Raw genomic sequence first — 25,261 nt, 5'->3', positions numbered from 1 at the left:
TTTTTTAGAGCAGTTTTTCATAATTCTTGATTATAATTTTCTAATATACTAATAAATTTTGCTTCATTTTTATATCTATTTTTAACATCAGGTAAAAACATTTTAGCTTCTACTCCATCTTTCAATATTTCTTCCAAGAGTTTGTAAAAATTATCATCATCTCCCATCGATGCATATATAGCAGCTTTAGTGCCTACAATTCTTTTATCATCAGAGGTATTTATAACTTTTTCAATAGTACTTATAGCAGATTCATAATCTCCTTTCAATCTATAGTAATTTGCAAGTGCATTAAAATACTCTTCATTTTTATTTTTAATCTTAGACAAAGTTGAATATGATTCCTCAATTTTATTTGAATTTAATAGAAAGTAAATTTTCCTAAAATAATATTTATCTGAATTTTCGATAATCAAAGCTTTTTCAATATATTCTATTGCTGTTTCGTAATCTTCAATATCACCATATAAATCTGCTATATGCGCATAAAATTCAGGTCTCTTATTATCTAACGATATTGCTTCTTCAAAAGATTTTAAGGATTCCTTGTATCTTCCTAAATGACTATAAATCAACCCATATAGATCATAGAGTATAGCTTTATTCTTAAAAGATAATTCATCTGCTTTTTGAACGGAAACTAAAGCATCATCATATTTCTTTAAATCTATTAATACACCAGCCTTTTTGAAATGGATTAATGGATTTTCTGATTCATATTTATCAATTATTTCCAAAGCTAAATCATCATCCCCTTTAGAAGAATATATGTCTACCAATCTAATTAAATTATATTCATTTTCGGGAAATTCCTCAAAAATACGTATTGACATATCCTTTGCTTTCTCATCTTCCTTATTATTTAAATAGCAAGTCACTAAATTATCTAAAATCATTATATCATCAGATTGTAACTGAAGATATTTTTCGAAGTTGATTATTGCTTGTCCCCAGTTCTTATCTTTTTGAAAGTGAATTCCCAATACACGATATTTTTCTTTATCACTTAACAAATAATCTTTTAATGGTGTAGAAGTAATTTTCAATTGTGTATCAATTAACTTTTTATGCTGTAATGCTGGGAAATTAATGATAAAACTAACAAACTCCTGAATATAACCAGCATAAGGATAGTAAGCACCATTAATATTATAATGCCTTTCTAGATTATACATATTATCAGGATCATCATCTTCTGTTTCATTCTTTTTATATGTAGTATTGCATACTATATATTTGAAAGAATCTGGATAAGGTGATTTTTCTAATACTTCAATGAACTTTTCAATATTTTCTCCATCATAATTATCATAAATGTTATCAAACAATGGATTATTCTCCTTAAAAAAAGGTAAAAAATAATTATATGGGTTTTCTTTAAAATAGGGGTTTTCAAAAACTTTTTCTGTAAAATTGTATTCTCCAATACCAACAACAAGAATATATTCAACTATTTGCTGACAAGCTTCTTGTGCTTTGAGGTTTAAAGTTAAAGATTTAACTTTCTTCTTAATTGGATCAAATCTTAACCACTTATTACCTAAATGATTTAATATCATAACTAAATACGTAAGTGCTCTTTTCCATACTCTATCTTCATTATCATTTATAAAGTCAACTAATAATGAAATTTTTTTTTCATCAGCTTTATTAAATATAAATAAACTACAAGTTAATGCACTTACTAACTGACATCTTTCAAACCATTTATGGTTCTCATAATCATGCCTAATTCTATTAATTTCATCAAATGTTTCCTTTGATAATTTTTCTGTTGCATATATAGTATCAAAGAGCATCTGAAGATGAGTATTTTTATACTCTTTATCAAAAGTTTTAAGATAATCTAAATCGCCATAAATAAGTTGATCAATTTTTGTTTTTATATCATGCATTTCAGACGCTAATGACTTATTACCTGGATCATTCTTAAGTTCATCAATTTTATTCTTTATTAAAAGAGTTAATTCTTCAATACTATTATCTTTTGTATCCAATATATTGGCACTTACATCATCAATAATGCTAGCAGTTTTTTCTTGAATAAGCGCATTCAAATAACTAACTAAAGAATCATTCCAATTATCAATAAAAATTTTTTTTACATCATATTCCGAAAAATCTCCAGTATCACTTGTTGAAAAAATAAAATGATTTGCAATTGTATGATTGTTATATAATTTTTTTATTTTAGTAAAAAGTTCATTTACGAACGGATCTGAAAGACTAAATCCCAAAAATAAAAGAGTATAATTTTTAAAAAATGTACTTAGAGCATCTTCATTAGAATTGTTTTTTGAATATATAGACTTATAGTCACTTTCAAATAAGACTATTGTTTCTGGGTTCTTAAAATCACCATGAATTTTATAGAGAAATTTAGCATTATCTTTTTGAGCTTTTAAAGTCATGAAAATATTTTCATTTCCAAAAATATCAATTCTTGGATCTTCTGGTTTATTGTATTCTAAAATCCTGTCGTAATTAGTTGTAACAATTCTTGAAGAGAGTTCCCAAAGTAATTTATGTACACCAGAATCTAGCCTATCTTCATTATTAAGACTATTAAAAACCTCATAAACATATTCCTTAGCCTTTGTTCTATATTGATCACCACTTTTAGAATCTTGTTCAATCTTATTCAAAATCTCTAATGGGCTTCTTGAACCATTTAATATAGAGCGTTTTAAGTTGGTAAAACTTAAATCCGAAGTATCTGAAAAATTAGAATTAAGATCATCTAAAATTCCTGCAACTAAATTTTGCCACGAGGGATAGTTTAATGGTAATGATGCTCCTGCACCTATAAAAAGCACAAGTTTATTATTTCTAATAGCTTTCTTTAAATTTTCATCAATCATTAGTTATAAATTATTCACATTTAAACAAAAGTAATAATTTTACCTATAAATTATATTAAGCAAAATAATATTTGGATTCTAAAGCAAAATAAAATTGGCCACAGCTGGTGTGAGCATCATGCTAGTATCCTAGAAATTCAATAATCCCCTGCTGCGCAAAGTCTCCCGACTTTGCGTAAAAAAATTAATAATCCAAAGTCAGGACACTTTGGATAGCAAATGCCAGCACATCATCTTTTAACCTGAATAAAATACCCTCACTCTCCCATTTCCTATCCCCCAACTTTTACTTATATTTGTTTCTATAACGTACACAAATATGCAAAACAAAAAAATACATCAGGGGAGAAATATCAAGCGTTTTCGGGAGATGTTGGGCATCAAGCAGGAGGCTTTGGCTTTTGATCTTGGTGAAGACTGGAACCAGAAGAAGGTTTCGCTTTTGGAGCAGAAAGAAACTGTAGAAGAGGATATTTTAGAAAAGATTTCCCAGATTCTGCAAATTCCGGTGGAAGCCATTGAAAATATGGATGAGGAACAAGCAGTAAATATTATTGCCAATACTTTTAATAATAGTCCACTTTTGAATGGGACAAATGTAAATAGTACAATTTATCCCTTAGATAAGCTCATCCAACTACACGAAGAAAAAATTGCGCTGTACGAAAGAATGCTGAAAGAAAAGGATGAAATGATGGCCAGGCTGGAGCAATTGATTCAGAAATAAAAAAACAAAACTAATAACCAACCCTTCATGAAACTCTATACTTTCATAGCAGTATTATTCTTGCTGTCCTTCAGCTGTGCAAGAAAAGACCAATACCGTGTCGGCCAGCAATGGAACTACAAAACCCGTCCTACCGAAAAAAGTTCTACCCTTACCATATTAAAGATTGAAGAATATCCTGAAACCGGAAAAGTGATTCATATTTCTGTCAGCGGTTTGAAGATGAAAAACCCTGCCAGTCCTACTGGGTATGCAGAAAACCTCAGCCATCTTCCCCTATCAGAAGAAGCTTTGAACAAAAGTGTCATCAGCCTGAAAAAAGAGGCCTACAAAAAACCAGACTCCCTTGAAATGGATGGATATTCTTACTGGAAAAAAGAATTTGATAAAGGAAATGCCGGGATATTTACGATTCCTGTTTCTGAGATCGTAAGTACAATGGAAAAATCTATTGTTGCAGGGGATTATATTAAGTAAAATAATAATATTACCAGCTCTACAAAGTCACCGATTTTGCACAATAAAATATCAGAAGTAACCAACTCAAGTATTATAATCAATGAGTATAAATAACTACAAATTGAAACTTAAGTATATTTTTCCAGTATTTTTAACTATCTATTTATATAGCCACAATTCATGTTCTTCTGGTTCTTCAAAGGAAAATAATATTGAAGCTATCCAAAAAAAAGAAATGGAAGCAACCAATAAAATGTATCAAAATACCGGAAAATTAATTAGTGGATTTGAATTCAAATTAAAAGCAACTAAAGAACAGGAAAAAGAATGGAGTGATGGATATATTCCCTGGATCAGCTTAAGTAATCCTGAATCTCAAATTAAACAATTAGTTGATGCAGATGAAAAAATTATAAAATATCAAACTATTAATATTATTTTTGATTATCCACTAAATAACCCTGCTATTTTTGAATTTAAAAATTCAAATTATTTCAGTAGAAAAGATTTGATTCTTGCTATAAGTAAAAAATATCATGAGATATACAATGAAGAAGAAAAGTCTTCAAAAATCAAAACAATTCCATTAGATGAGAGAACTGGAATAATAAACAGAAATGAAACTCAAGGAAAATATGGGATTTGGGGTCATGACTTATCCGATTTAGATTTAAGCAGTATTGAAGTCTACGAAACAGATGAAGGAAAAATTAATATTCTTTTAATTATTGAATCTTAATATTTAAAGCCCAGATCCGCAAGTCTCAGATACGACTGACAATTTATTGTGATTAAGAATATTGTCATGAACAGAAGAACATTAATAAAATAAAGCTATACATGAAAAAAAAATTACTATTAGGAATCTTGTTCTCTGTTTCAATTTCTTTTCACATTAAAGCTCAGGATTTTCCACAAAAATTTGAAAAGGAATTTTGCACTTGTTTATCTGGTAAAACAAATTATACTGATGAAACATTTAAAACTTGTTCCTATGAAGTAATGTCAAAACTTCAGAAAGATTTTGAAAACTTCCATAACAGCACAGCTAACAAAAACAGAGATGATTTCATGAAAGATTTTATGATCAGATTAATAAATAATTGTGATCCTTTCTATATTCATATGGCTGATGTAAAGAAAACAGGAATGGACAAGTTTAGAAATGATTACAAAGAAATAAGTATCGATTCTCTAAAAAATAAATTTACTGAAACAAAGCTTTTATCTGATTATTGGGAAATAGCGAACTGGTATTTTGCTCATAATGAAAATGAACAGGCTGAAAGGATGTATAAAGAAATTTTAAAAAATGAACCTGATCAAATAGAAGCTGCTTATATGTTAGGGGCACTCTATGATGAATTGGGAAAATACAAAGAAGCAAAAGTATTATACGACAAAGTATATAAAAGTACTGGAAATATACAGTATAGATTATATTCGGAAATGGATTTGAAAAAGATAGAATAATGATTACATGATTCAGAAATAAAAATTGGCCATAATTATCAAAACGACGAAAGGATTCTTGCAGCAACGTGGACATTCAGCAGCCTCTAAAAAAATAAAGAAACCCGAAGTCTGGACTTCGGGTTTCTTATACGTATATAATCTCCAATTAGTCTGAATATGGAAAATGTAAGGTATTCACTATAAATAGGCATTTAAAGTGAATATTGGGCCGTTTAATACTGCTGCAATAAATACTTTAAAATATCTGTAGTAGTCACAATACCTTTTAGCTGGTCATTTTCTACCACTGGGACAGAATGAAAACTATGTTCGGATAAAATCTCTGCTACCTCTTTTATGGTAGTCTCAGGATTTACAGTGAGAGGAGCTTTTGTCATCACCTGCGAAATAGTAAATACGTCGTATACCACTGCTGACACTGGAATATCTTCCGCATCATCCGATTGTTCTACATCCGCATAGCTGATTTTTAATAAATCACTATAACTTAATACGCCTAATAACTTTTGATTTTCGACAACCGGAATATGCCTGATTTTATTTTTTTTAAATAAGTTTTCAGCCTCATACAATGATTGTGTAAGATTGAGTATAATCAGGTCTTTCGTCATAATTTGGGAAATTGGAACTCTTTGTTTCATAGCATTTTTGTTTAGATTATTGTGAAAATTAACAATGAAAAACGAACCATAAATCCCTTTTTCATACTCAAAGTTAGCGAAGAAACACCTGCCTCATCATACCATTGCAGCTGATATTTATCAATTTTCCCCGCTGTATGATATGTTAAATATCATGGTTTCATTTTTGTAATTTTTCGAAGAAGCCCGCAACTTTAGTATTTAATTTTCAACAACTTACAAAAACAACCCACTCCGCAAAGTCTCCCGACTTTGTGGAAAAAAATAAAGCATCTCTACCCTGCTTGTCTGAATAAAGTAATTTTAAAATTCTCTTCAACTTTTTCCTATCTTTAAACCATGATTATTCTCTTAAAGTCCGGTACTAAAATAAATCCGGACTTCTATAAAGAAAATCTGATAAAACAAACACACTAAACCTTATACCATTGAAAACAAAATTATTATTCCTTTCATTTTTGGGCTCACTGCTCGCCCATGCACAAACACTTCAATTTAAAACGCTCGCCAATATGTCTGCAGGCAGAGGAGCCATATCCAGTGTCATCGTAGACGATAATATCTATGTGAGCAACGGATATCAGGAAAGCGGAGGTATGGCCAATTATATTGAAAAATACAATATTACAGACAACAAATGGAGTGTTCTCAATGCAACTATAAGTCCTAAAAAATTTGCTAATTCGGAGACTTACAATAATAAAATTTATATTTTCAATGGTTGGGGAAACAGCCATCTTGAAATTGTAGATCTTGAAACCCTGAAAGTAACAAAGGGTGCTGTGAACCGTTCGTATACAGGAAATGCAGGTTCTGCCATCCATAACGGGAAAATATATGTGTTCGGCGGAAGCGGACTGAACGGCGCTGCAACCACTGCATTTTCCAACAGATTCCAATATTATGATATTGCTTCAGATACCTGGCATCCATTGCCGGATATGCCCACCGCCAGAGAAGCAAAGGGCAAAATTGTGAATGATAAATTGTATGTCATTGGCGGTTTCAACGGTACTTCATCCCGCCTGATCAATATCTACGACATCAATACCAATCGCTGGACCGATCAGATTACGATGCCAGCCGGGATATCAGGACATACATTAGCGGTATCCGGTGATAAGATTTTCATTGCAGGAGGTTATAATAATCAGACGTTTCTGGCTTACTTTGATACAACAACCAATAAATTCCACCAGCTATCATCCAATATGATTCCCAGAAGACATGCTGCAGCGGAAGTTTATAACAATAAATTATATATCATCGGCGGAAGTACAACGTCTGTAACCAAATCAGCTATTAAAAGCTTACAGGCAGCTGATATTTCTGAGAATGCACTCTCATCAAATACAGCCAATGACGATCGTGAGACCAAAACAAGAGTGTATACCAACGCATCCAAAGACGGTTTTATCATCAGCAATAAAAATAACAGCAATCAATTTGAGTTTACCGTCTACTCTTTAGATGGAGAAGTGATCAACAGGGGCTTTGCCTATTATAACAGAAATATAGATTTATCTAAAGTACAAAGAGGAACTTATATTTTCAGTTTTAAAGATGAGAAAGGGGTTTTGCAGAAGATTAAAATTGTAAGATGATAGTAAGTGCTATTTATTAAATATTTGCTTTGAAATCCTATTCACAAATAAAACACAAATGACCCAACAGATTCGTGATTCATTATTCTATGAAGGAAAAGAATATTATCTGAATAATGAAATTTTAGAGTATTACTTTAATGAATTTCCGGAATACAGACCGGAACATACAGGAGCGTTCAGTGCTTGCTGGAGAGGATATGTAGCATTCTTTGAAATAAAAGACAATGAATTGCTGATCAAAAATGTTAAATGGATGTTCAGTAAGGAAAACAAAACTCACAAATTAAAAGATTTATTTCCTAATACAAAGTTTGATTGGTTTTCAGGATTAATTCGGATCGATGCCTTTCGTGGAGAATATGATGATGAAAATAATGAAGAAGCCATTTATGAATTACTTGAAATAAGAGAAGGAAATCTGCTCAATCATTGGAAACTAAATTTTGAAGAATTTAATGATTTCAAGGAAATCCTGTTCAGAGATTTTAAAACTACAACTGACTACGAAAAATTGTTTCTCAAATGGAAAAATAATAATCCCGGAATTACAGAAACAGAAATAGACCACTATATTTTTCAAAATATTATTTATAATGTTCGTAAAATATAATACTCTTCTCTTCTTTTAAGTACAAGGGAAAACAAATAGCAATGTAATTTGATTAACAAGTAAATCTGTACTTTCGTAAAATATTTCTTAATCAGATTTTACAAAAAAATAAGCCAAAATGAAAATTGAATTAAAGACAATACTCGCAGTGGAACACGATGAGTTTCCTCAATTTATTGATATCGATATTGATGAAAACTCAGCTTCAATCGGAGAACTGATTTCAAAGGTTCATGAACTGACAAAAATCCCAACTCATATTGAACTAAAATGGGATGATCAAATTGAAAATATATCCTGTATGCATTATGTCATAGAAAATAAGGAATATGTAGACTATGTTATGATTACAGATTTAGAAGAAAAAATCTGTAATTTTCCTAAACATGGGCAGGACGGATCATTATTCATATTTATAGATGGAAATACAAGACTTGTTAATTAACTACAACTGGAAGCAAGATCTTAATCTCCAGGAAATAACAGAAGATTTACGACAGGGAAAATCTTTGGTAATTGTAAAAGATTTTCCACCACATGATGATGAATTACAATCATTTATCGGTCGTTTAGGAGTAGTATTAAATGAGAAACGGAATAATAATGGCAAAGCGGTTTTTGATGTAAAAATAACCCGCCGTAATAATTTTTTCACATCAATTGCCAACTCAAATCTAATTTTCCCATTACATACAGACTGTGCCGATTTTGATCAAATTCCTGATACCGTAGGATTGTTGTGTGTGGAACCTGCAGAAGAAGACCAGGGCATCAATACATTTATGTTCCTGAATGACCTGTTAAGACATTTATCAGTAGACGAAAGACAGAAGCTTTTGAATAAAAAATGGAAATTCAAAAATCAGGAACGAAGTATTTTAGAAATAGAAAACGGAAGATATAAAATCTGTTACGACAGAATTACGATGGAATCTTTTTCAAAACTTACTGAAGTCGAAATTGAGGAATTAAACAATCTTGATAAGCTTTTCAAACATCTTTCTTTTAATATTAAATTAAAAAAAGGAGATTTGATTTTATTTAGAAATGATTTAATGCTGCATGGTCGAAGTGCTATTGATACCAACTCTCATAGGCTGATGAAAAGGATCAGATTTACGATCCTTAATGAGTCTCTTATCCCCTAGCTTTCCCCTATATTTGTTTCCACAACCCATGCAGTGATGACGGCACAAACCAAACAAAAAAATATGACAACAAAAGAAGATTTCTGGGACAGGAAAAAGAAATTAAATGATGATTTTTTCGTAATGAGTTCCCTGGCAAATCCAGCCACCGAAGAACAGATTACAAAGTATGAAGAAAGTACAGGTTTTACATTCAGTGAAGATGTTAAGGATTTCCTGACAACATTTGGATCCTTGCTTCTTGAAGTTAAAGAAGAAGTATGGAAGCGGCCCGAAGAATTTGATGTTCTTCCGGCCTGGAAATTCGGATACGCCTTTTTTGTATATGGCCTTTCACAGGATAAAGAAATGCCTTCATGGATGGGTTTTGAAGAGAAACATGCCGAAGCGCTTGAATATAAAGAAAAACCTCTGGGCCAATTATTTTTCAAACGCAGCGGAAATCTGTACAGAGCTTATACCGACAACGGCATCATCAAAGTGGAGTACGACAAATATGACGAGGAAGATTACGATATATTTGAAGGAAATATTTATGATTTCCTGATAGAGGAAATTAACAAATTAGAAGAAGATTATCAAGAATATATCAACGAAGGAAAATCCTGATCTGAATATGAAAAAAGCATTTGAGTTTCTCACCCATCTGAAAGGAAATAACAACCGGGAATGGTTCGCAAAGCACAAATCTGAATATGATACCATTGTAAAGGAAAATAAAGTTTTATTTACCCAGATCTACAATGAACTTCAGGAGCATGATCAGCTTAAAGGAATGCATATTTTCAGGATTTATAATGATGTCCGTTTTTCCAAAAACAAAACACCCTATAAAACCAATTTCGGGGTGGGATATTCCCGTTCGAAGCCTATGCTGAGAGGCGGATATTATATTCAGCTGGAACCGGGTAACAGTTTTGTAGGAGGTGGCTTCTGGGGTCCAGAGCCCAAAGATTTGCTTCGCATCCGTAAAGAATTTGAAATCAGCAGTAAAGAAATTGAGAAAATTATCTCTGATAAAACTTTCATCAAATATTTCGGAGAATTGAAAGGAGACGCTGTAAAAACGGCACCTCGTGGGTTTGATAAAAATCATCCGGCTATTGATCTGATCAGGAAAAAACAATTCCTGGTGATGCGGAAATTTACGGATAAGGAGGTTCTGTCAGACAGCTTTCAGAAGGAAGTCATTCTGACTTTGCTTGCCATGCGGCCTTTTTTTGATTATATGAGTGAGGTACTGACTACGGATCTCAATGGAGAGCCTTTGTACTAAATTTATACTTTACAAAGTAAAATGATAATCAAAGTATTGCCTTTGATGCCTATGCCTTCCCAATTTCTGAAGATGGAATTTATGATATTGTCCTCGACATGACCGATGTTGTAAAACCACGATACAGCATTAAAAAATCAAATCCATAAAATCAGCATTCACAAAGTAAAAAATACACTTTTTCAAACCATTCTGTTTAAGAGTGGTTTTTTATTTTGGATATCCATTACTAATTTTCACTACTTTTATCTCACACAAAATCAAACACAAAATAGAATCTATGCCTCATTTTATAATAGATTGCTCACAGGATATTCTTCTGCAGAGAACACCGGATGAATTAATGGATGCTGTTTACGAAGCAGCAGACGCAACAGGACTATTTGCTCCCAACGACATCAAAGTAAGGCTTCAGCCTTATCAATATTACCGATTAGGCACAGGTAAGAAAAATTTTCTACATGTGTTTGGGTATATCATGCAGGGACGCAATACAGAACAAAAAGCTAATCTTTCCAAGAAAATCTGTACGGGGCTTTCAGAATTGCTGCCTGATATTTCTTTTCTTTCTGTAAACATCAGTGATTTTGAAGCGGCGACCTACAGCAACAAAGCACTCATCAATCCTGAAAACTCAGACCAGGACAGGCATTTTGGTTTATAACATTCACCCTTACACACACAACTAAACATTAATATTATGAGCTTAAAAACATTAGTCAGCAAAAGTGCGCAGTACAACAATTGGGTAGTCAACAAATACATCGACTGGCTATCCACAAAGTCTGACGAACAGCTGAATCAGGAAACCATTTCCAGTTTTCCAACTATTTTAAAAACATTACATCATATCTGGCAAACCCAGGAATACTGGTGGAGCCATATTTCTGAAAAGGATGATTTTGATTTTGTAAAAACAACAGAGACTACCAGCAAAGAAGATGTTTTCAATGCCATAAAAAACAATTCGCAGAAACTGGCAGATTATGTAGAAAGCTTGTCTGAAGAAGATCTTACAAAAAATGTAAAAATAGAATCCCAATGGTTTCAATGCGATTTTTCCAAATACGAGTATATCCAGCACGCTATTCTTCACAGTACCTATCACAGAGGACAAATAGTAACAATGGGAAGAAATATAGGAATTACTGATGCTCCTATGACGGATTTTAATTTCTGGAATATTTATAAAGATCAGCAGTAAAAGCCTCCAATTTTGTGGATAAGTCTGAAATAAAATCTCCGGACATCAATCCAACTCAATTAAGATATTGATTTTAAATATTTTAAATCAAAAACAGACAGTTATCCACATTTTCAAGTATTTGTGGATAATTTTCTATGATCCTTTTTTCCATTGTGGATAAACTATGGATAAGTTTTTAACCCATTGAAAACAAGCTTTATAAACATCTATAAACCATTGTCTTATAATGAATATAGTTTTTTAAGGATTTTCCACAATAGAAAATCATGTGGATAAGTTTTGTGGATAAAATTAACCCCAGTTTTTCAGCCTTACTCTTTTATTTATTTAAAGTAATAATTTAAAATTTTATCTATTTATTCATAAATCTTTATGAATATTTTTTATAAATTGCATCAAAAACAAATCACCAAATAAAGAAATACATACCACAAAATATTTATATTCAATTAATTAAAAATATATTTATAAAAAACACTATCAGAATAACAATGATTGGCAATTGTTTTTTCTGATTCCTGAATAAAACGGTTTAAGAACATAAACCATAATCAGCACAGATGATGTTTTACACAATGATGAAAAGTTATCCACAACCGAAAAAGTTTAATAACCCAATAATCCCTCATCAAAATGACAACAATCAACATCAAAAACATCATTCCTTTTCTCGGAGAAACGGCGCCGTACCTCTCTATTCCTGAAGGTATAACTTTCAGAGACCATACAATAGAAACAGAGATAGAAGACTGGAATTTTGAAAATGAAAATTTCTCACAATTAATAAAACTATTATTTTCGTTTGGAAGTCTCAGCCTGTATAACATTCTGAACGATAAAACCGGAGAAAAAATGTATTTCCTCGGCGAAAAAATCAGGATCAGAAAGTTATCTTATAAAGAACCGGCTGCCATTACCATTACCAGCGAATGTATTCTTGAATCAGACAGAAAGGGAAAATCTCACATTTATATAAGAGAGATTGATTCCAAAGAGCTCCTTTATTCTGCAGAGCTGGACTATTATATTATCACCCGTGAAGCATTCGAACTTTTTTATAAAGACCTTTTCAGTGCAGTTCCGGTAGAATATCATGACAAAAATCTTCCTGAAAGCAAAATAATCAATACCGGAATACCTCATCATTTTACAATTTCAACAGATCCTTTTACTCCTAATCAATGCAAAGGGCATTTTGAAAATCATCCCATAGTACCATTTGTGTTTATGACTCATTGTATTCTAAAGGAGATTTTCCGTTTCCTTGGAGATGAAGTATCATACGAAATAGAAAGCTTTGAAGGATACGCTTCTAATGCACTCCCAACAGGAATTACCTTCCTGACCGAAGTCTTTTACCAAAAGTATTTAAAAAATCTGCTGTATTTTAAATGTGAAATAAAAGATACTTCCGGAATCCTGTATGGAGTTATTATTTTTAGCATCAAATCAAAAAAATAAAATAAAAACGTAAACACTGTAAATTGCAGTGTTTGCTTTTCTATTAAGTTTAACAATACAGAACCATTATGATTGAAGCCTTTTTGTAAATTTGATCTAAAATATAATATACTTAATTACTCTTGTTGAAATGGAAAAATACGCAATATCATCAGACGGTCAGAAAATTCATTATAAAGAATCTGGAAATGGAAATCCTGCGCTGATCTTCATCCATGGATGGCTTGGCAATACCGAATGGTGGGAAAGCCAGAAAGAATATTTCAAAGACCAATATCATATTGTTTTGATGGATCTTGCCGGACATGGAAAATCAGATGCTTCAAGACAGGAATGGACAAGCGAAAGATATGCTGATGATATTAAATCAGTGGCTGATGCTGTTAACACGCAGGAAATAATTCTTGTAGGACATTCGATGTCCGGAGCTTATGTCCTGGAAGCTTCTTTAAAAATTCCTGAGGTAAAAGCCATCATTCTGATAGACACTCTAAAAAATCTGGACGAATCTTTTACCAGGGAACAAACTGAAGAAGTGCTTTCTCAGTACAGAAAGGACTTCAAACACACTGTAGAAAACTTTCTGCCGCAATTTTTGTTTGCAGAAGGAACACCGCCTGCGGTAAGAGAAAGAGTACAGCATGAATTTCTTCAAAATGAACCTGAATTGGCCATCAATGCTCTGTGGCCTTTATATAAAACAGACTTCAAAACAATTGCAAAACAGATTCAGGTACCCGTTATAGCTATTAATTCCGATGCTTCTCCGACTCACCTGGAAAACAACAGAAAATATTTGAAAAATTATGATTATGTAACCATTGAAGGTGTCGGACATTATCCTATGCTGGAGAAACCTGAAGAATTCAATACCATTTTGGATGGAGTCATCAAAAAATTAATCTAATATATTCCCATGCAGAACACCAGAATTTTCACAACTGCTTTTGCCAGTGTTTATCCACATTACGTTCAAAAAGCTGAGAAAAAGGGACGTAGCCGAGAAGAAGTGCATGAGATCATATTCTGGCTGACGGGATATGATGAAAGTGATCTGCAGAACATCCTTAACAACAAAACCGACTTTAAAACTTTCTTTGAACAGGCACCTCAACTCAATCCAAATGTTTCATTGATCAAAGGAGTCATCTGCGGATATCGTGTGGAAGAAATTGAAGATGAACTGATGAGAAACATCCGGTACCTGGACAAACTGATTGATGAACTGGCCAAAGGAAAGAAGATGGAAAAAATATTAAGAACAGTCTGAAAATATAATTTCAAAAAGAGTCATTGCTTAAATATGATTAAAAAGCTTCTCCAATTCAAAAAACTTCCCGAAATTAGCGGTCTGTGCGTTAAATACTATTAATGAAATAAAAATTTAATTACAACATACAGCAAAACTTAGTATAAGTTTTCTTCGGGGCAGGGTGAAATTCCCTACCGGCGGTTACAGTCCGCGACTCCTTTCTTCGGAAGGGACTGATCTGGTGAAATTCCGGAACCGACAGTTAAAGTCTGGATGGGAGAAGAAAATGAGATGACCAATAAGATTCCTTATGGACTCTTGTTGTGTTGTATTTCATTTCCATGTACCGAAGTGTATTTTAACTTTTAAAAGTAAAATAACATGGAAAAATTATTAGAACAATTCGGAGCAACCTCCAAAGAACGTGTAGAAAGAGCACTTCAGACATTACAACAGGGAAAAGGAATTCTACTGGTAGATGATGAAAACCGCGAAAATGAGGGCGATATCATCTTTCCCGCCTCCACTATTACAGAACAGGATATGGCACTTCTGATCCGCGAATGCAGCGGTATCGTGTGCCTTTGTATTTCCGAGGAAAAAAGCCGCCACCTTAATCTTCGTCCAATGGTGGAAAACAACAATTCAAAAAACCAGACCGCATTCACGATTTCCATTGAGGCAAGAGAAGGCGTAGAATCGGGAGTTTCTGCCAAAGACCGCGTGACAACAATCAGAACCGCTGTAGCAGCAAATGCCCAGGCAGAGCATATTGCAAGTCCGGGCCACGTTTTTCCTCTGATTGCAAGAAAAGATGGTGTATTTGAAAGGCGCGGCCATACTGAAGGCAGTGTAGATCTTGTAAAAATGGCCAATCTTGGTGAAGATGCCGTACTTTGTGAACTGACGAATGAAGACGGTTCCATGGCAAGACTTCCTGAAATTGTGGACTTTGCCATCAAAAAAGAAATGAGTGTCGTAACCATTGAAGATATTTATGCTTACCGTAAAATGGTAATAAACAATTAAACCCAAGCATTTTTAACGCACAGACCGCCTGTTGATCCGATCAGCAGGCGTTTTTATTAAAAATATAATTAAAAAGGAAAAAAATTAACATTTGAATACTATTTTTTAATTATTTTTAACAAAAAAAATTTTGACTATGAAAAAATCTTTACTCCTTTTACTAGGAGCATCTGCCATGATGTCTGCGCAGATCACGCTTACAAAAGCAGCCAATGACCCTATTTCCGGAAATATTGTTAATTACAACAACACAGCCGGCACCGTAAACAACTCTGCAACAGGTCCTAACGCAACATTTTCCAATGGAGGGCTTACGATGGGAGCAGCATCACAAACAACATATTCAACTCCTAGTTCTACTGAAATAGCAACTTTCCCGGGTTCTACTCTTAAAATGGTAGACGGAGCAACAACCGTTTATTACAAAGCTTCAACTTCTAAACTGGAAATTACAGGAATTGTAAATACACAGGCCACTTTAAACTTTAGTGTGGATAACGGTACTCATATTAATTATCCAACAACGTACGGACCGACACAGAACGACACCGCCAAAGGTACTTTTTCCTCATCTTCTGCCAGCGGATTATTCAGTGGCACAATGACAGCCATTGCTGATGCATATGGAACTTTAATTATAGGCAATCAAACATACAGTAATGTTCTTAGAGTAAAATTCACACAGAATTTCAATCTGTATTCATCTCTGGATGTTACTTATTCTAACCCTATCGGAGCAATAACCAATACAGCCTATTCTTATTACGATGCTTCTCACAGATATGCCCTGCTTAATTCTACAAGCGGAAATATCAGCATTCCACTGTTGAGCATCAACCAGAATGTAAAAACTACATTTGCATTAAGTGAAACATTCCTGGGCGTAAACAGTGCAGTAAAAAAAGAAAACTTAGTGGTTTATCCTAATCCTGCACAGGATTTTATCGGTTTCAAAGGAAATACGGATAATTATTCCAGGGCCAATATTTACAGCCTGGATGGCAAACTGGTTAAAACTTCAGATGTAAAGTCCGGAAACATCCAGATTTCAGATCTTCCTCCTGCATCTTATTTTATTCAGATCAGCGGAAAAAATGCTGCAGATACAAAGAACACAAAATTCATTAAGAAATAATAAAACAAAATCCCCGCTCCTACAAATGAGCGGGGATTTCTTATTAACATTCAAATTAGCATCTAAAAGGTAGCTGCAGGAGCCGTTTCATTATTAAGCTTTCGCTGAATTTCTGTCTTTTTCCCTTTCGAGAAATCATAGCTCAGCCCTAATACAAACATGGATTTGTTGTTCATAATCTGTGTATGAACTTTATAATCTACGAGACTTTCCGGTAAGCTTTTCGTTTTGTATTCTGAAGGCATTCCTATCCAGTACATTCCTGTAGAAAATGTCCAGTTCTTATGTTTATAGCTCACAAAAATATTATTCTGGTTTTCATTCGTATTAAGAAATGCTCCATTAAGGCTGTATACCGGAATATTGAACTGGTACTGAACGGAGAAAGATTTATATTCTGAAGAAAGCGAAAAGTAATTTCCTAAATAGTCATTTTTTATCAGAGCACCTTTACTAGTTCTTACTGTTTCAGAAGTTGGTGTGATTACAGCTTTTATGACCAAAAGAGTATTCCCGAAAGGTTTATAAGATCCTGTTAACTGAACTCCATATCTCTGAGCATTCTTCCCGTTTTCATAAGTCAGGGCATACCCATTCAATACATCATCGTGAACGTAGTACTGATTGATTACCCTGTTGGTATACCGGTAAAATAAGCCTGCATTAAAATCAAAATACTTATTATTAAAAGAATAAGTCAGGTTATTAGAAAAAACCTGCTGAGATTGTAAAAAGGGGTTTCCCCTCTGAACAATATTAGGAGCCAATTGCACCACGTTACTACTCAAAGCATTACTCCATGGACTTACCGGATTATAACTTGCTGTAAAACGTAGGTTCTGATTTCCTTTAAGCTGATAAGCTAAAATAACCTTTGGAGTAAAAGTCCATTCATCAAAAGTATTTTCTGCACTTTTATTGTGAATATTGGTAAGCCCTGCACCGATACGGTAGCTGAATTTATCAACCTTTCCTGCAAATTCAGTATAAAAATACTGTTCCAGATAAGTAACATTATATTGAGAATATCCGGCAAGATTATTCAGATCATTGGAAATAGAAGACCTTGAAATCCGGTATCCGGATGAAAGTTTTCCTGACTTGAAATCATGGATATGTGCAAGTTCCCCAACCAAACTCGTTTGTTTTGCTTTCAATACCATATCATTATCATATACAGACAATCCTGAACCTACAATCCATTCTTTGGCCGTTTCTGTGGTATTGGTGGTGTAATGAGAACCTACTACATTAATACTCAACTCATCTTTTTCACCGATCTTTTTAGAATAATATAGATCCAGCTTAGGAATCACATAATCCGAGCCATTATTTTTAAACATATGGTGTTCTTCTTTCAGATTATCTTCGGTAAAGACGCTCTGCCCTGTTCCTTTCGAAAACCTGCTGAAAATATCCATATTCAGTTTAGCCTGAAAAGCATAGTCGTCAGGAACAAGTCTGGTATAGCGCAAAGCTATACTCTGAAAGGTATATCCAAAATGATCTTTGCGGTTTTCATCAGACCGGTAATGCTTCCCGTTCAGCTGATAATCATAGATGCTGTTGACTCTTCTGTCATTATAATCCCTAAGATTCAGGGAATACTCAAGTCCGAAATTATTTTTCCCTTTTGTATAATTGGCGTAGGCAGAACCGTTCACAAATCCGGTATTCAAAGCCGTAGATACATCAGCCCCGAAAACATATCCTGTTTCTGTGGATCTTGTCAGAATATTAACTACCGTATCTGCTCTCGTAGCCCATCTTGCTGGCGGAATATCATAATATTCTACTTTCACCACTTCACCGGGTGCAACACTTCGGATCTGCATATCTGTCGCTTCAATCCCGTTGATAAGAAATAGTGTGGTTCCGCCTTTCGTACTGGTAATGGTATTTTCTACTGGATTCAGTTGTAACTCCGGAAGTGTACTGAGTAAATCTTTTGCATAGCGTGCTCTGGCAAGCGCTTCTTTGTCAAAAGTATAAACAGCTTTGTCTGCAAACTGTTTTTTACGCTGTGATTTCAGAATAACTTCCTGAATTTCTTTAGGGGTCCCTGCATCAGCCGTATCATTTTTCTTCTCCTGCGAAAACATAAAAGCACTGCAAAGAAAGAAGATGGTATATATAGTTTTTTTCATGTCTGAAGATGAATTATACTATTAGGACAATCAATTACCGATGAATATTACATTTATCACTTCAAACAGTTAAGGAATTGCATAATCTTTCCTCAAATTCGAATTATTATGTTAAATTCAGCCCGTTTTTTGCTGGTATTTTTTACATCACAAAATATAGAGTCATGAAAAAAGCATTCATAGTAATTCCGTGCTTCCTGTTTTCTGCCCTGGGAGCTCAGGAAATTCAGAACAGCCCGGCAGAGAAAATGAATATCATCAAGACCAATGTCACGGCTTATGCGTTCAGAAATATCAATCTGTCTTATGAAAGAGCTATCAGCCAATGGCTTTCTGTGAATATCGGTTTCGGAACAATGCCCGAAGGAAAAGTACCTTTTATCAATGCTTTTCTGAAAGATGAAGATGAAAAAAGATTCCAGAATCTGAGAGTAAAAGCTACTAATTTTACAATAGAACCTAGATTTTATATTGGAAAAGGCTATGGAAAAGGTTTCTATTTTGCACCTTATTACCGCTACTCAAGTGTTACTTCCAATACTTTTGATTTTTATTATGATTATAAAGGTCCGAACGGAGTTACTTATCCAATTCCGCTTAAAGGACAGGGAGACACCAAAGGAAACAGCGGTGGGTTAATGGTTGGTGTACAATTCTTTCTGACCAGAAGCCAGAATCTTGTCCTTGATTTCTGGATCGCTGGAGCCCATTACGGAAGCGGAAAAGGTGATTTTACCATGACCTCGGATTATGTACTGACGCCTGATATGCAGACTCAGCTTAAAAAGGAAATTGAAAACCTGGATATTCCTTTTGTAAAGTATACGGTAGAAACCAATGCCAATGGTGCCAGAATAAAAGTTGACGGGCCATGGGCAGGCTTCAGAAGCGGGCTTTCCATTGGATATCGGTTTTAAAAACTCATTCTTATATAGTATTAAACCGTTCTTTTTAGGAACGGTTTATTTTTTTCTGAAATTTGTATCTTGGATGTCATTATAAAAAAACTTTCTGGAAACAACATCTATGGACTCAACCTCAATCTCCACAGGTCAAAGAATCAAGGCCATTATTGGCGGATCTATCGGTAATCTCGTTGAATGGTACGACTGGTATGCTTACGCCGCCTTCGCCATTTATTTCTCCCATTCATTTTTTCCTGATTCTGATTTGAATGCCCAACTGATGAATACCGCAGGTATTTTTGCCGTAGGTTTTCTTATGCGCCCTATCGGCGGTTGGATGTTCGGAAGCATTGCAGATAAGATCGGAAGGAAAAAAGCAATGACGCTCTCCGTCCTGCTGATGTCTTTTGGATCTCTGCTGATTGCCCTTACTCCCACTTATCAGTCTATTGGTATTCTGGCTCCTTTGTTACTTTTACTGGCAAGATTGCTTCAGGGATTAAGTGTGGGTGGTGAATATGGAGTTTCCGCCACTTACCTCAGCGAAATGGCCACCCAGGACAGACGCGGATTTTATTCAAGTTTTCAATATGTCACTTTGATTGGCGGACAGCTTATAGCTTTAGGTATCCAGCTTATTTTACAAAAGTTATTACTCACTGAGGCCCAGCTTGAAGAATGGGGCTGGAGAATTCCTTTTGTGATCGGAGCTATGCTTTCTATTATTGCCTTATATCTTAGGGCTAATCTTCATGAAACCGAAGCTTTTGAAAATAAAAAGGAAGTCAGCGAAAAGAAAAAAGGAACCGTAAAAGAACTTCTGAAACATCCAAAAGCATTACTTACCGTTGTGGGACTAACTTTAGGAGGAACGCTGGCATTTTATACCTACACCACTTATATGCAAAAATTTCTGGTGAATACCGTACACCTTACAAAGGAAGAATCTACATTAGTCTCCTTTATTTCACTCTTTATATTTGCCTGTCTCCAGCCTGTATTTGGAGGATTATCAGATAAAATCGGAAGAAGGCCGCTCCTTTTAGGATTCGGGATCCTGGGAACTTTATGTACGGTTCCGCTCCTTACAGCCCTCAGTACTACCACTTCAATATGGGTTGCATTTTTCCTGATTATGGCAGCTTTAATTATTGTAAGCGGTTACACCTCCATCAATGCAGTAGTAAAAGCAGAACTTTTCCCATCTGAAATCAGGGCATTGGGTGTAGGTTTGCCCTACGCAGTTACGGTTGCTGTATTTGGCGGCACAGCAGAATATATTGCGCTTTGGTTTAAAAAAATAGGGTCTGAAGAATATTTTTATTGGTATATAACAGGCTGTATTCTTTTTTCCCTGCTCGTTTACATCGGCATGAAAGACACCAAAAAGACCTCTACACTGGATAAAGATTAATATTACAAATTTTACAAAAAACATGCGCCACAGAAAATCTGCGGCGCATATTCTATTTTTAATGATAGGCCTGTTTAAATTTTTCAATCATATGATCCAGATTATGACGCTGGACATAGATACTTTTTACCTCTTCATACCTCGGCGATTTGTAGAAAACTTCATGGAAATCCATGCTGCCGTTTCCTACTTTCACAACTTTCTGTACTTCGATATTCAACTTTCTTAATTCGTCTTTGAAGACTTTAAATTCATCTTGTATACTACTACTGCTCATTAATATTTTTAGTTTTTTAGTTAAAAATTCCTTCTACCCCTTCAAATGTCAGGGGTAACATCTCAAATTCCGAATAAAGTTAGTAAATTTATTGACACAAAGTAGCAGTTTGGCAATATTTTATTATTTTTTTTACAAATAGTAAGTTGATATTATCCGATTGATGCATATTTCGTATTTTTAATCTCACAAAAAATTGTAACAACCTTATACAAACTATGAGTATCAAAGCATTTTTCTCTTTATTCTTTCTAACACTGCTGACTTTTCTGCATGCTCAGAAAATGGAATTCAAAGCACCGGATTATGCTGCCATTCAAAAAAATATTGAGGATAAAAATTCAGAATTCTATTATCCAAAGCTTTTAAAAAGATTAAAACAGAATGATACGCTCCTTACCAGCAATCAGTACCGCCATCTTTATTTCGGATATACATTTCAAAAAGAATATCAGCCTTATAAAATAGGAAAGAAAGCTGAGGAAGTAGCCAAATATTACCGAGGCGAAGGTATTTCACAAAAAGATCTTTCCAAGGGAATAAAGTTGTTCCTGGGTGCTTTGGAGGAAAATCCACTGGACCTGCGGGCTATGAATTATCTCGCTTACTTGTATCATTTGAATAAAGATGATGCTACCGCCGAAAAAATTGCAGGAAATTTTCACGGATTATTAAATGCCATTCTTACTTCCGGTGATGGTCTGACATGTGAAACAGGTTTTCATGTGATTTCTGTAACAGATGAATACGTTCTTTTAAACAGATTTCAAATGGAAACCAAATCTCAAAGCCTGAAGGGAAAATGCGATTATCAGGAGTTTGAAAAGGACCAATATAAAGTTCCCGGATTTTATTTTGACATCAGCAGGTTCTATGGAAGGATATTGGATTAATCATTCCGAATAAATACTTATCAATTTAATATTATTGAACCATTTAACAAAAAATAGCTAAAATAAATTTCATATGATTTTGCCCTGAACAAAAGGGTTGAGAAGGAGGAGAAATATTTTTTTTCAAAAAAAATATAATAGTGTGTAACATTTTTTAAAGGTTCGTCTCTAAAAGACAAATACACTTTAAAACTTTAGAAATCATGAAAAAATTTACATTCCTTTTAATTATCATGTTATTTTTTTTAGCAGTATGCAATATATTCGGTCAGCAAAAAGCCTATCCGTTTGAAGTAAAGAAAACAGGAAAAGGAGATCAGGCATTAATTTTCATTCCCGGATTTGCCTCTTCAGGTGACGTCTGGAATGAAACCACCGCAAAGTTTGAAAAAGATTTCACCTGCTATACTTTAACAATGGCTGGCTTTGCCGGAACAAAACCTCAGACAGATGCCAGTTTTACAGATTGGGAAAGAGGAATTGCCGCTTATATCAAAGACAATAAAATTGAGAAACCCATTCTTATCGGACACAGTATGGGAGGCGGCCTTGCCCTGGCCATAGCGGCAGATTATCCGGAGCTTGCAGGTAAAATTATCATCGTAGACACGCTTCCCTGCCTGGCAGCACTATCTGATCCCCATTTTACATCGAAAGAAAATAATGACTGTTCGTCTGCTATTGCTCAATTGACAGCTATGAACGATGAGCAGTTCCGGAAAATGCAGGCACAGGCGATGCCCCGTCTTCTGGCAGATACTTCTATGCAGGAAACGGTAATCAACTGGAGTATGAAATCGGACCGAAAAACATTTGCTAAAATGTACTGTGATTTTTATAATACCGATCTCAGAGAGAGAATAAAAAACATCCAATGTCCTTCTCTTATTCTTCTGGAATCTTATTTTGTCACTCTAAAGCCAACGATTGAAAACCAGTACAAAAATTTAAAAAATGCCAATATGCAATATGCTTCAAAAGGTTTGCATTTTATCATGTACGATGATAAGGATTGGTATTTTAATCAGCTTACTCACTTCTTATCTGCGAAATAATGGTTTTTGAAGAGATATATGAACTCTACTGGCAAAGGATATTCCGTTTATGTATGGGATATGTGAATGATACCGAACTTGCTCAGGATCTTGCCCAGGAAACCTTTATCATCGTCTGGCAGCAGCTTCCGAAATTCAGGAATGAATCCAGTATAGGGACGTGGATTTTCAGAATTGCATCCAATAACTGCCTCCGGCAGATTGAAAAGGAAAAGAAATTCAGCAAAACCGATCTGCCCATCAATCTGGAAGAGAAAAAACAGGAATCTATAGAACCTCAGATTCAGATGCTCTACCAGTTTATTTCGGAGCTGCCTGAAACGGACAGAATTATTATTTCATTGGAACTGGAAGAGGTGAAACAGGCTGAGATAGCCCATATCGTAGGACTTTCAGAATCCAATATAAGGGTAAAGATTCACAGGATAAAAGAAAAATTAACGCAAAAGTTTAAAGAAAATGGATTCTAATATAGATTTTAACAATATATGGAAGCAGCAGACTTCTAACAGACCCAATATGGAAGAGCTTCTCGGCAAGCTGAAAAAATTCAGAAACCAGAACCTGCGCAGACTGATCTTTGCTAATATTGCATTAATCGCTACTTCCTTATTGATTCTTTTGATCTGGTACCGTTACCAGCCTGAAATGGTCACTACAAAAATCGGGATTGTACTTGTCGTGCTGGGAATGGTTATTTTTCTGCTTGCCTACAACAAAATGTTTATGATATTCTACAAAATTGATCAGACCCAATCAAACCATGAATATCTGCAAAGTCTGTATATAGTAAAAAATAAGCAGAAATGGATGCAGACCACTATACTCAACCTTTATTTTGTCATGTTGTTTCTGGGAATATGCCTGTATATGTACGAATATACTTCAAGAATGACCCTTAGCTCAGGTATTCTGGCCTATGCTTTAACATCTGTCTGGATTGCTTTCAACTGGTTTTACCTGAGACCGCGAACAATAAAGAAACAGCAAGGCAAACTTGACGAATTAATTAATAAATTTGAAGAGATCAATAATCAATTAAAAGAATCATGATATCTTCTGACAACAAAAATCACTGGGAAAATGTATATGAAACCAAAAATCCGGATCAGGTAAGCTGGACCCAGAAAAAACCTCAGACTTCCCTTGATTTTATACATTCTTCCGGATTGGGAAAAGAGGCCAGCATCATAGACATTGGTGGTGGAGACAGCAACCTTGTTGATTTTCTTCTTGAAGAAGGTTATGAAAATATTACAGTTCTTGATATTTCTGCCAAAGCTTTGGAAAAGGTACGGAAACGACTTGGAGCAGCAGCAGACAAAGTAAAATGGATCACTAGCGACATTACGGCTTTCGAACCTATGGAAACCTATGATATCTGGCATGACAGAGCAGCCTTTCATTTCCTGACCACCCCGGAACAGGTTTCAAAATATATTGATATTGCAGAAAAGAAGGTAAACCATTTTATGATTGTCGGAACTTTTTCGAAAAACGGTCCCACCAAATGCAGTGGATTGGATATTCAACAGTATGATGAAGAATCATTATCCGAAAAATTTGAAAAAAGTTTTAAAAAAGTAGACTGTATTACTGAAGATCACACCACTCCTTTTGACACGGTTCAAAATTTTGTATTCTGCAGTTTTAAAAAGTAGTAATGAATTGTATGTAGTTA

Annotated in this window: 28 protein-coding genes and 1 riboswitch; of the genes, 24 read left to right on the top strand and 4 right to left on the bottom strand. The window is 34.3% G+C overall.

Going from position 1 to position 25,261, the window contains the following annotated elements; genetic code table 11:
- Window positions 1-17 precede the first annotated feature (17 nt).
- Window positions 18-2,861 carry an SIR2 family protein gene (locus tag AC5YGI_RS19665; protein WP_496169351.1) on the bottom strand — a complete coding sequence of 948 codons (2,844 nt, stop codon included), beginning with the start codon at window positions 2,859-2,861 and terminating at the stop codon, window positions 18-20.
- A 319-nt stretch (window positions 2,862-3,180) separates the two neighbouring features.
- On the opposite strand from AC5YGI_RS19665, the gene AC5YGI_RS19660 reads away from it, so the two are divergent.
- The 4 genes from AC5YGI_RS19660 (at window position 3,181) to AC5YGI_RS19645 (ending at window position 5,520) form a co-directional block, all read left to right on the top strand.
- Entirely contained in the window at window positions 3,181-3,588 is a 408-nt protein-coding gene (locus AC5YGI_RS19660) for an XRE family transcriptional regulator (protein ID WP_496169349.1), read from the top strand.
- A gap of 27 nt (window positions 3,589-3,615) precedes the next feature.
- Window positions 3,616-4,065 (top strand): hypothetical protein, encoded by a 450-nt coding sequence (locus AC5YGI_RS19655; RefSeq protein WP_330743371.1) that lies wholly within the window; start codon window positions 3,616-3,618, stop codon window positions 4,063-4,065.
- An 82-nt stretch (window positions 4,066-4,147) separates the two neighbouring features.
- On the top strand, window positions 4,148-4,786 hold the full coding sequence (locus AC5YGI_RS19650; RefSeq protein ID WP_330743373.1) for a hypothetical protein: 639 nt from the start codon (window positions 4,148-4,150) through the stop codon (window positions 4,784-4,786).
- Window positions 4,787-4,887: 101 nt separating this feature from the next.
- A complete protein-coding gene (locus tag AC5YGI_RS19645; protein ID WP_330743374.1) occupies window positions 4,888-5,520 on the top strand; it encodes a tetratricopeptide repeat protein in 633 nt (210 codons plus the stop codon).
- A gap of 215 nt (window positions 5,521-5,735) precedes the next feature.
- Here the strand turns inward: AC5YGI_RS19645 and AC5YGI_RS19640 are convergent, their stop codons facing one another.
- The gene (locus AC5YGI_RS19640) at window positions 5,736-6,164 is read right to left on the bottom strand and encodes a CBS domain-containing protein (RefSeq protein ID WP_496169346.1); all 429 of its coding nucleotides are present in this window, start codon (window positions 6,162-6,164) and stop codon (window positions 5,736-5,738) included.
- 428 nt (window positions 6,165-6,592) lie between these two features.
- On the opposite strand from AC5YGI_RS19640, the gene AC5YGI_RS19635 reads away from it, so the two are divergent.
- The 13 genes from AC5YGI_RS19635 to AC5YGI_RS19575 all read left to right on the top strand — a co-directional run bounded on the left by AC5YGI_RS19635 (window position 6,593) and on the right by AC5YGI_RS19575 (window position 16,889).
- Window positions 6,593-7,768, top strand: a complete 1,176-nt coding sequence (locus AC5YGI_RS19635; protein ID WP_496169344.1) for a Kelch repeat-containing protein — start codon at window positions 6,593-6,595, stop codon at window positions 7,766-7,768.
- A 58-nt stretch (window positions 7,769-7,826) separates the two neighbouring features.
- Window positions 7,827-8,381 (top strand): hypothetical protein, encoded by a 555-nt coding sequence (locus AC5YGI_RS19630; protein WP_330743380.1) that lies wholly within the window; start codon window positions 7,827-7,829, stop codon window positions 8,379-8,381.
- Between the two features lie 118 nt (window positions 8,382-8,499).
- On the top strand, window positions 8,500-8,826 hold the full coding sequence (locus tag AC5YGI_RS19625; RefSeq protein WP_278352435.1) for a hypothetical protein: 327 nt from the start codon (window positions 8,500-8,502) through the stop codon (window positions 8,824-8,826).
- Window positions 8,801-9,529: a TauD/TfdA family dioxygenase gene (locus AC5YGI_RS19620; protein ID WP_330743384.1), complete on the top strand. Its 729-nt coding sequence runs from the start codon at window positions 8,801-8,803 to the stop codon at window positions 9,527-9,529. The genes AC5YGI_RS19625 and AC5YGI_RS19620 overlap by 26 nt, the downstream gene beginning before the upstream one ends.
- A gap of 63 nt (window positions 9,530-9,592) precedes the next feature.
- The gene (locus tag AC5YGI_RS19615; protein ID WP_330743387.1) at window positions 9,593-10,138 is read left to right on the top strand and encodes a hypothetical protein; all 546 of its coding nucleotides are present in this window, start codon (window positions 9,593-9,595) and stop codon (window positions 10,136-10,138) included.
- A gap of 7 nt (window positions 10,139-10,145) precedes the next feature.
- Window positions 10,146-10,805: a DUF2461 domain-containing protein gene (locus tag AC5YGI_RS19610; RefSeq protein WP_330743389.1), complete on the top strand. Its 660-nt coding sequence runs from the start codon at window positions 10,146-10,148 to the stop codon at window positions 10,803-10,805.
- A 280-nt stretch (window positions 10,806-11,085) separates the two neighbouring features.
- Window positions 11,086-11,469 (top strand): 5-carboxymethyl-2-hydroxymuconate Delta-isomerase, encoded by a 384-nt coding sequence (locus tag AC5YGI_RS19605; RefSeq protein WP_330743391.1) that lies wholly within the window; start codon window positions 11,086-11,088, stop codon window positions 11,467-11,469.
- Window positions 11,470-11,505: 36 nt separating this feature from the next.
- A complete protein-coding gene (locus AC5YGI_RS19600) occupies window positions 11,506-12,009 on the top strand; it encodes a DinB family protein (RefSeq protein WP_330743393.1) in 504 nt (167 codons plus the stop codon).
- A gap of 636 nt (window positions 12,010-12,645) precedes the next feature.
- Window positions 12,646-13,473: a hypothetical protein gene (locus tag AC5YGI_RS19595; RefSeq protein ID WP_496169338.1), complete on the top strand. Its 828-nt coding sequence runs from the start codon at window positions 12,646-12,648 to the stop codon at window positions 13,471-13,473.
- Window positions 13,474-13,603: 130 nt separating this feature from the next.
- Complete coding sequence (locus AC5YGI_RS19590; RefSeq protein WP_330743396.1) at window positions 13,604-14,380, top strand: alpha/beta fold hydrolase; 777 nt, start codon at window positions 13,604-13,606, stop codon at window positions 14,378-14,380.
- A 9-nt stretch (window positions 14,381-14,389) separates the two neighbouring features.
- Window positions 14,390-14,743 carry a DUF2200 domain-containing protein gene (locus AC5YGI_RS19585; protein WP_330743399.1) on the top strand — a complete coding sequence of 118 codons (354 nt, stop codon included), beginning with the start codon at window positions 14,390-14,392 and terminating at the stop codon, window positions 14,741-14,743.
- 145 nt (window positions 14,744-14,888) lie between these two features.
- Window positions 14,889-15,014, top strand: a riboswitch (FMN riboswitch).
- A gap of 92 nt (window positions 15,015-15,106) precedes the next feature.
- A complete protein-coding gene (ribB, locus tag AC5YGI_RS19580) occupies window positions 15,107-15,754 on the top strand; it encodes a 3,4-dihydroxy-2-butanone-4-phosphate synthase (RefSeq protein ID WP_330743401.1) in 648 nt (215 codons plus the stop codon).
- A 136-nt stretch (window positions 15,755-15,890) separates the two neighbouring features.
- The gene (locus tag AC5YGI_RS19575; protein ID WP_330743403.1) at window positions 15,891-16,889 is read left to right on the top strand and encodes a T9SS type A sorting domain-containing protein; all 999 of its coding nucleotides are present in this window, start codon (window positions 15,891-15,893) and stop codon (window positions 16,887-16,889) included.
- 62 nt (window positions 16,890-16,951) lie between these two features.
- Here AC5YGI_RS19575 and AC5YGI_RS19570 read toward each other — a convergent pair whose 3' ends face one another.
- On the bottom strand, window positions 16,952-19,036 hold the full coding sequence (locus tag AC5YGI_RS19570; RefSeq protein WP_330743405.1) for a TonB-dependent receptor domain-containing protein: 2,085 nt from the start codon (window positions 19,034-19,036) through the stop codon (window positions 16,952-16,954).
- Window positions 19,037-19,200: 164 nt separating this feature from the next.
- Between AC5YGI_RS19570 and AC5YGI_RS19565 the strand changes: the two genes are divergently transcribed.
- Both AC5YGI_RS19565 and AC5YGI_RS19560 read left to right on the top strand, forming a co-directional pair.
- A complete protein-coding gene (locus AC5YGI_RS19565) occupies window positions 19,201-19,953 on the top strand; it encodes a DUF3575 domain-containing protein (RefSeq protein ID WP_330743406.1) in 753 nt (250 codons plus the stop codon).
- 109 nt (window positions 19,954-20,062) lie between these two features.
- A complete protein-coding gene (locus AC5YGI_RS19560; protein ID WP_330743408.1) occupies window positions 20,063-21,355 on the top strand; it encodes an MFS transporter in 1,293 nt (430 codons plus the stop codon).
- Between the two features lie 58 nt (window positions 21,356-21,413).
- Here the strand turns inward: AC5YGI_RS19560 and AC5YGI_RS19555 are convergent, their stop codons facing one another.
- On the bottom strand, window positions 21,414-21,632 hold the full coding sequence (locus AC5YGI_RS19555) for a hypothetical protein (protein ID WP_110008184.1): 219 nt from the start codon (window positions 21,630-21,632) through the stop codon (window positions 21,414-21,416).
- Between the two features lie 218 nt (window positions 21,633-21,850).
- Here AC5YGI_RS19555 and AC5YGI_RS19550 point away from each other — a divergent pair, with 218 nt between their 5' ends.
- The 5 genes from AC5YGI_RS19550 (at window position 21,851) to AC5YGI_RS19530 (ending at window position 25,241) form a co-directional block, all read left to right on the top strand.
- Entirely contained in the window at window positions 21,851-22,525 is a 675-nt protein-coding gene (locus AC5YGI_RS19550) for a DUF4919 domain-containing protein (protein ID WP_496169332.1), read from the top strand.
- Between the two features lie 203 nt (window positions 22,526-22,728).
- Window positions 22,729-23,580, top strand: a complete 852-nt coding sequence (locus AC5YGI_RS19545) for an alpha/beta fold hydrolase (protein ID WP_496169330.1) — start codon at window positions 22,729-22,731, stop codon at window positions 23,578-23,580.
- Window positions 23,580-24,050 carry an RNA polymerase sigma factor gene (locus AC5YGI_RS19540; RefSeq protein ID WP_496169328.1) on the top strand — a complete coding sequence of 157 codons (471 nt, stop codon included), beginning with the start codon at window positions 23,580-23,582 and terminating at the stop codon, window positions 24,048-24,050. The genes AC5YGI_RS19545 and AC5YGI_RS19540 overlap by 1 nt, the downstream gene beginning before the upstream one ends.
- Window positions 24,040-24,633: a hypothetical protein gene (locus tag AC5YGI_RS19535; protein WP_496169325.1), complete on the top strand. Its 594-nt coding sequence runs from the start codon at window positions 24,040-24,042 to the stop codon at window positions 24,631-24,633. The genes AC5YGI_RS19540 and AC5YGI_RS19535 overlap by 11 nt, the downstream gene beginning before the upstream one ends.
- On the top strand, window positions 24,630-25,241 hold the full coding sequence (locus AC5YGI_RS19530; protein ID WP_496169322.1) for a class I SAM-dependent methyltransferase: 612 nt from the start codon (window positions 24,630-24,632) through the stop codon (window positions 25,239-25,241). Before AC5YGI_RS19535 ends, AC5YGI_RS19530 begins: the two co-directional genes overlap by 4 nt.
- Window positions 25,242-25,261: the final 20 nt, after the last annotated feature.

The organism is Chryseobacterium sp. CS3K3.1 (assembly GCF_059515165.1).
This window is presented reverse-complemented; position numbering and strand designations above follow the sequence as displayed.

Excerpts from the sequence above, each read along its gene's own strand:
- AC5YGI_RS19665 (WP_496169351.1), bottom strand. The coding sequence starts at position 2,861 with ATGATTGATGAAAATTTAAAGAAAGCTATTAGAAATAATAAACTTGTG.
- AC5YGI_RS19660 (WP_496169349.1), top strand. The coding sequence starts at position 3,181 with ATGCAAAACAAAAAAATACATCAGGGGAGAAATATCAAGCGTTTTCGG.
- AC5YGI_RS19655 (WP_330743371.1), top strand. The coding sequence starts at position 3,616 with ATGAAACTCTATACTTTCATAGCAGTATTATTCTTGCTGTCCTTCAGC.
- AC5YGI_RS19650 (WP_330743373.1), top strand. The coding sequence starts at position 4,148 with ATGAGTATAAATAACTACAAATTGAAACTTAAGTATATTTTTCCAGTA.
- AC5YGI_RS19645 (WP_330743374.1), top strand. The coding sequence starts at position 4,888 with ATGAAAAAAAAATTACTATTAGGAATCTTGTTCTCTGTTTCAATTTCT.
- AC5YGI_RS19640 (WP_496169346.1), bottom strand. The coding sequence starts at position 6,164 with ATGAAACAAAGAGTTCCAATTTCCCAAATTATGACGAAAGACCTGATT.
- AC5YGI_RS19630 (WP_330743380.1), top strand. The coding sequence starts at position 7,827 with ATGACCCAACAGATTCGTGATTCATTATTCTATGAAGGAAAAGAATAT.
- AC5YGI_RS19625 (WP_278352435.1), top strand. The coding sequence starts at position 8,500 with ATGAAAATTGAATTAAAGACAATACTCGCAGTGGAACACGATGAGTTT.
- AC5YGI_RS19620 (WP_330743384.1), top strand. The coding sequence starts at position 8,801 with ATGGAAATACAAGACTTGTTAATTAACTACAACTGGAAGCAAGATCTT.
- AC5YGI_RS19615 (WP_330743387.1), top strand. The coding sequence starts at position 9,593 with ATGACAACAAAAGAAGATTTCTGGGACAGGAAAAAGAAATTAAATGAT.
- AC5YGI_RS19610 (WP_330743389.1), top strand. The coding sequence starts at position 10,146 with ATGAAAAAAGCATTTGAGTTTCTCACCCATCTGAAAGGAAATAACAAC.
- AC5YGI_RS19605 (WP_330743391.1), top strand. The coding sequence starts at position 11,086 with ATGCCTCATTTTATAATAGATTGCTCACAGGATATTCTTCTGCAGAGA.
- AC5YGI_RS19600 (WP_330743393.1), top strand. The coding sequence starts at position 11,506 with ATGAGCTTAAAAACATTAGTCAGCAAAAGTGCGCAGTACAACAATTGG.
- AC5YGI_RS19595 (WP_496169338.1), top strand. The coding sequence starts at position 12,646 with ATGACAACAATCAACATCAAAAACATCATTCCTTTTCTCGGAGAAACG.
- AC5YGI_RS19590 (WP_330743396.1), top strand. The coding sequence starts at position 13,604 with ATGGAAAAATACGCAATATCATCAGACGGTCAGAAAATTCATTATAAA.
- AC5YGI_RS19585 (WP_330743399.1), top strand. The coding sequence starts at position 14,390 with ATGCAGAACACCAGAATTTTCACAACTGCTTTTGCCAGTGTTTATCCA.
- ribB (WP_330743401.1), top strand. The coding sequence starts at position 15,107 with ATGGAAAAATTATTAGAACAATTCGGAGCAACCTCCAAAGAACGTGTA.
- AC5YGI_RS19575 (WP_330743403.1), top strand. The coding sequence starts at position 15,891 with ATGAAAAAATCTTTACTCCTTTTACTAGGAGCATCTGCCATGATGTCT.
- AC5YGI_RS19570 (WP_330743405.1), bottom strand. The coding sequence starts at position 19,036 with ATGAAAAAAACTATATATACCATCTTCTTTCTTTGCAGTGCTTTTATG.
- AC5YGI_RS19565 (WP_330743406.1), top strand. The coding sequence starts at position 19,201 with ATGAAAAAAGCATTCATAGTAATTCCGTGCTTCCTGTTTTCTGCCCTG.
- AC5YGI_RS19560 (WP_330743408.1), top strand. The coding sequence starts at position 20,063 with ATGGACTCAACCTCAATCTCCACAGGTCAAAGAATCAAGGCCATTATT.
- AC5YGI_RS19555 (WP_110008184.1), bottom strand. The coding sequence starts at position 21,632 with ATGAGCAGTAGTAGTATACAAGATGAATTTAAAGTCTTCAAAGACGAA.
- AC5YGI_RS19550 (WP_496169332.1), top strand. The coding sequence starts at position 21,851 with ATGAGTATCAAAGCATTTTTCTCTTTATTCTTTCTAACACTGCTGACT.
- AC5YGI_RS19545 (WP_496169330.1), top strand. The coding sequence starts at position 22,729 with ATGAAAAAATTTACATTCCTTTTAATTATCATGTTATTTTTTTTAGCA.
- AC5YGI_RS19540 (WP_496169328.1), top strand. The coding sequence starts at position 23,580 with ATGGTTTTTGAAGAGATATATGAACTCTACTGGCAAAGGATATTCCGT.
- AC5YGI_RS19535 (WP_496169325.1), top strand. The coding sequence starts at position 24,040 with ATGGATTCTAATATAGATTTTAACAATATATGGAAGCAGCAGACTTCT.
- AC5YGI_RS19530 (WP_496169322.1), top strand. The coding sequence starts at position 24,630 with ATGATATCTTCTGACAACAAAAATCACTGGGAAAATGTATATGAAACC.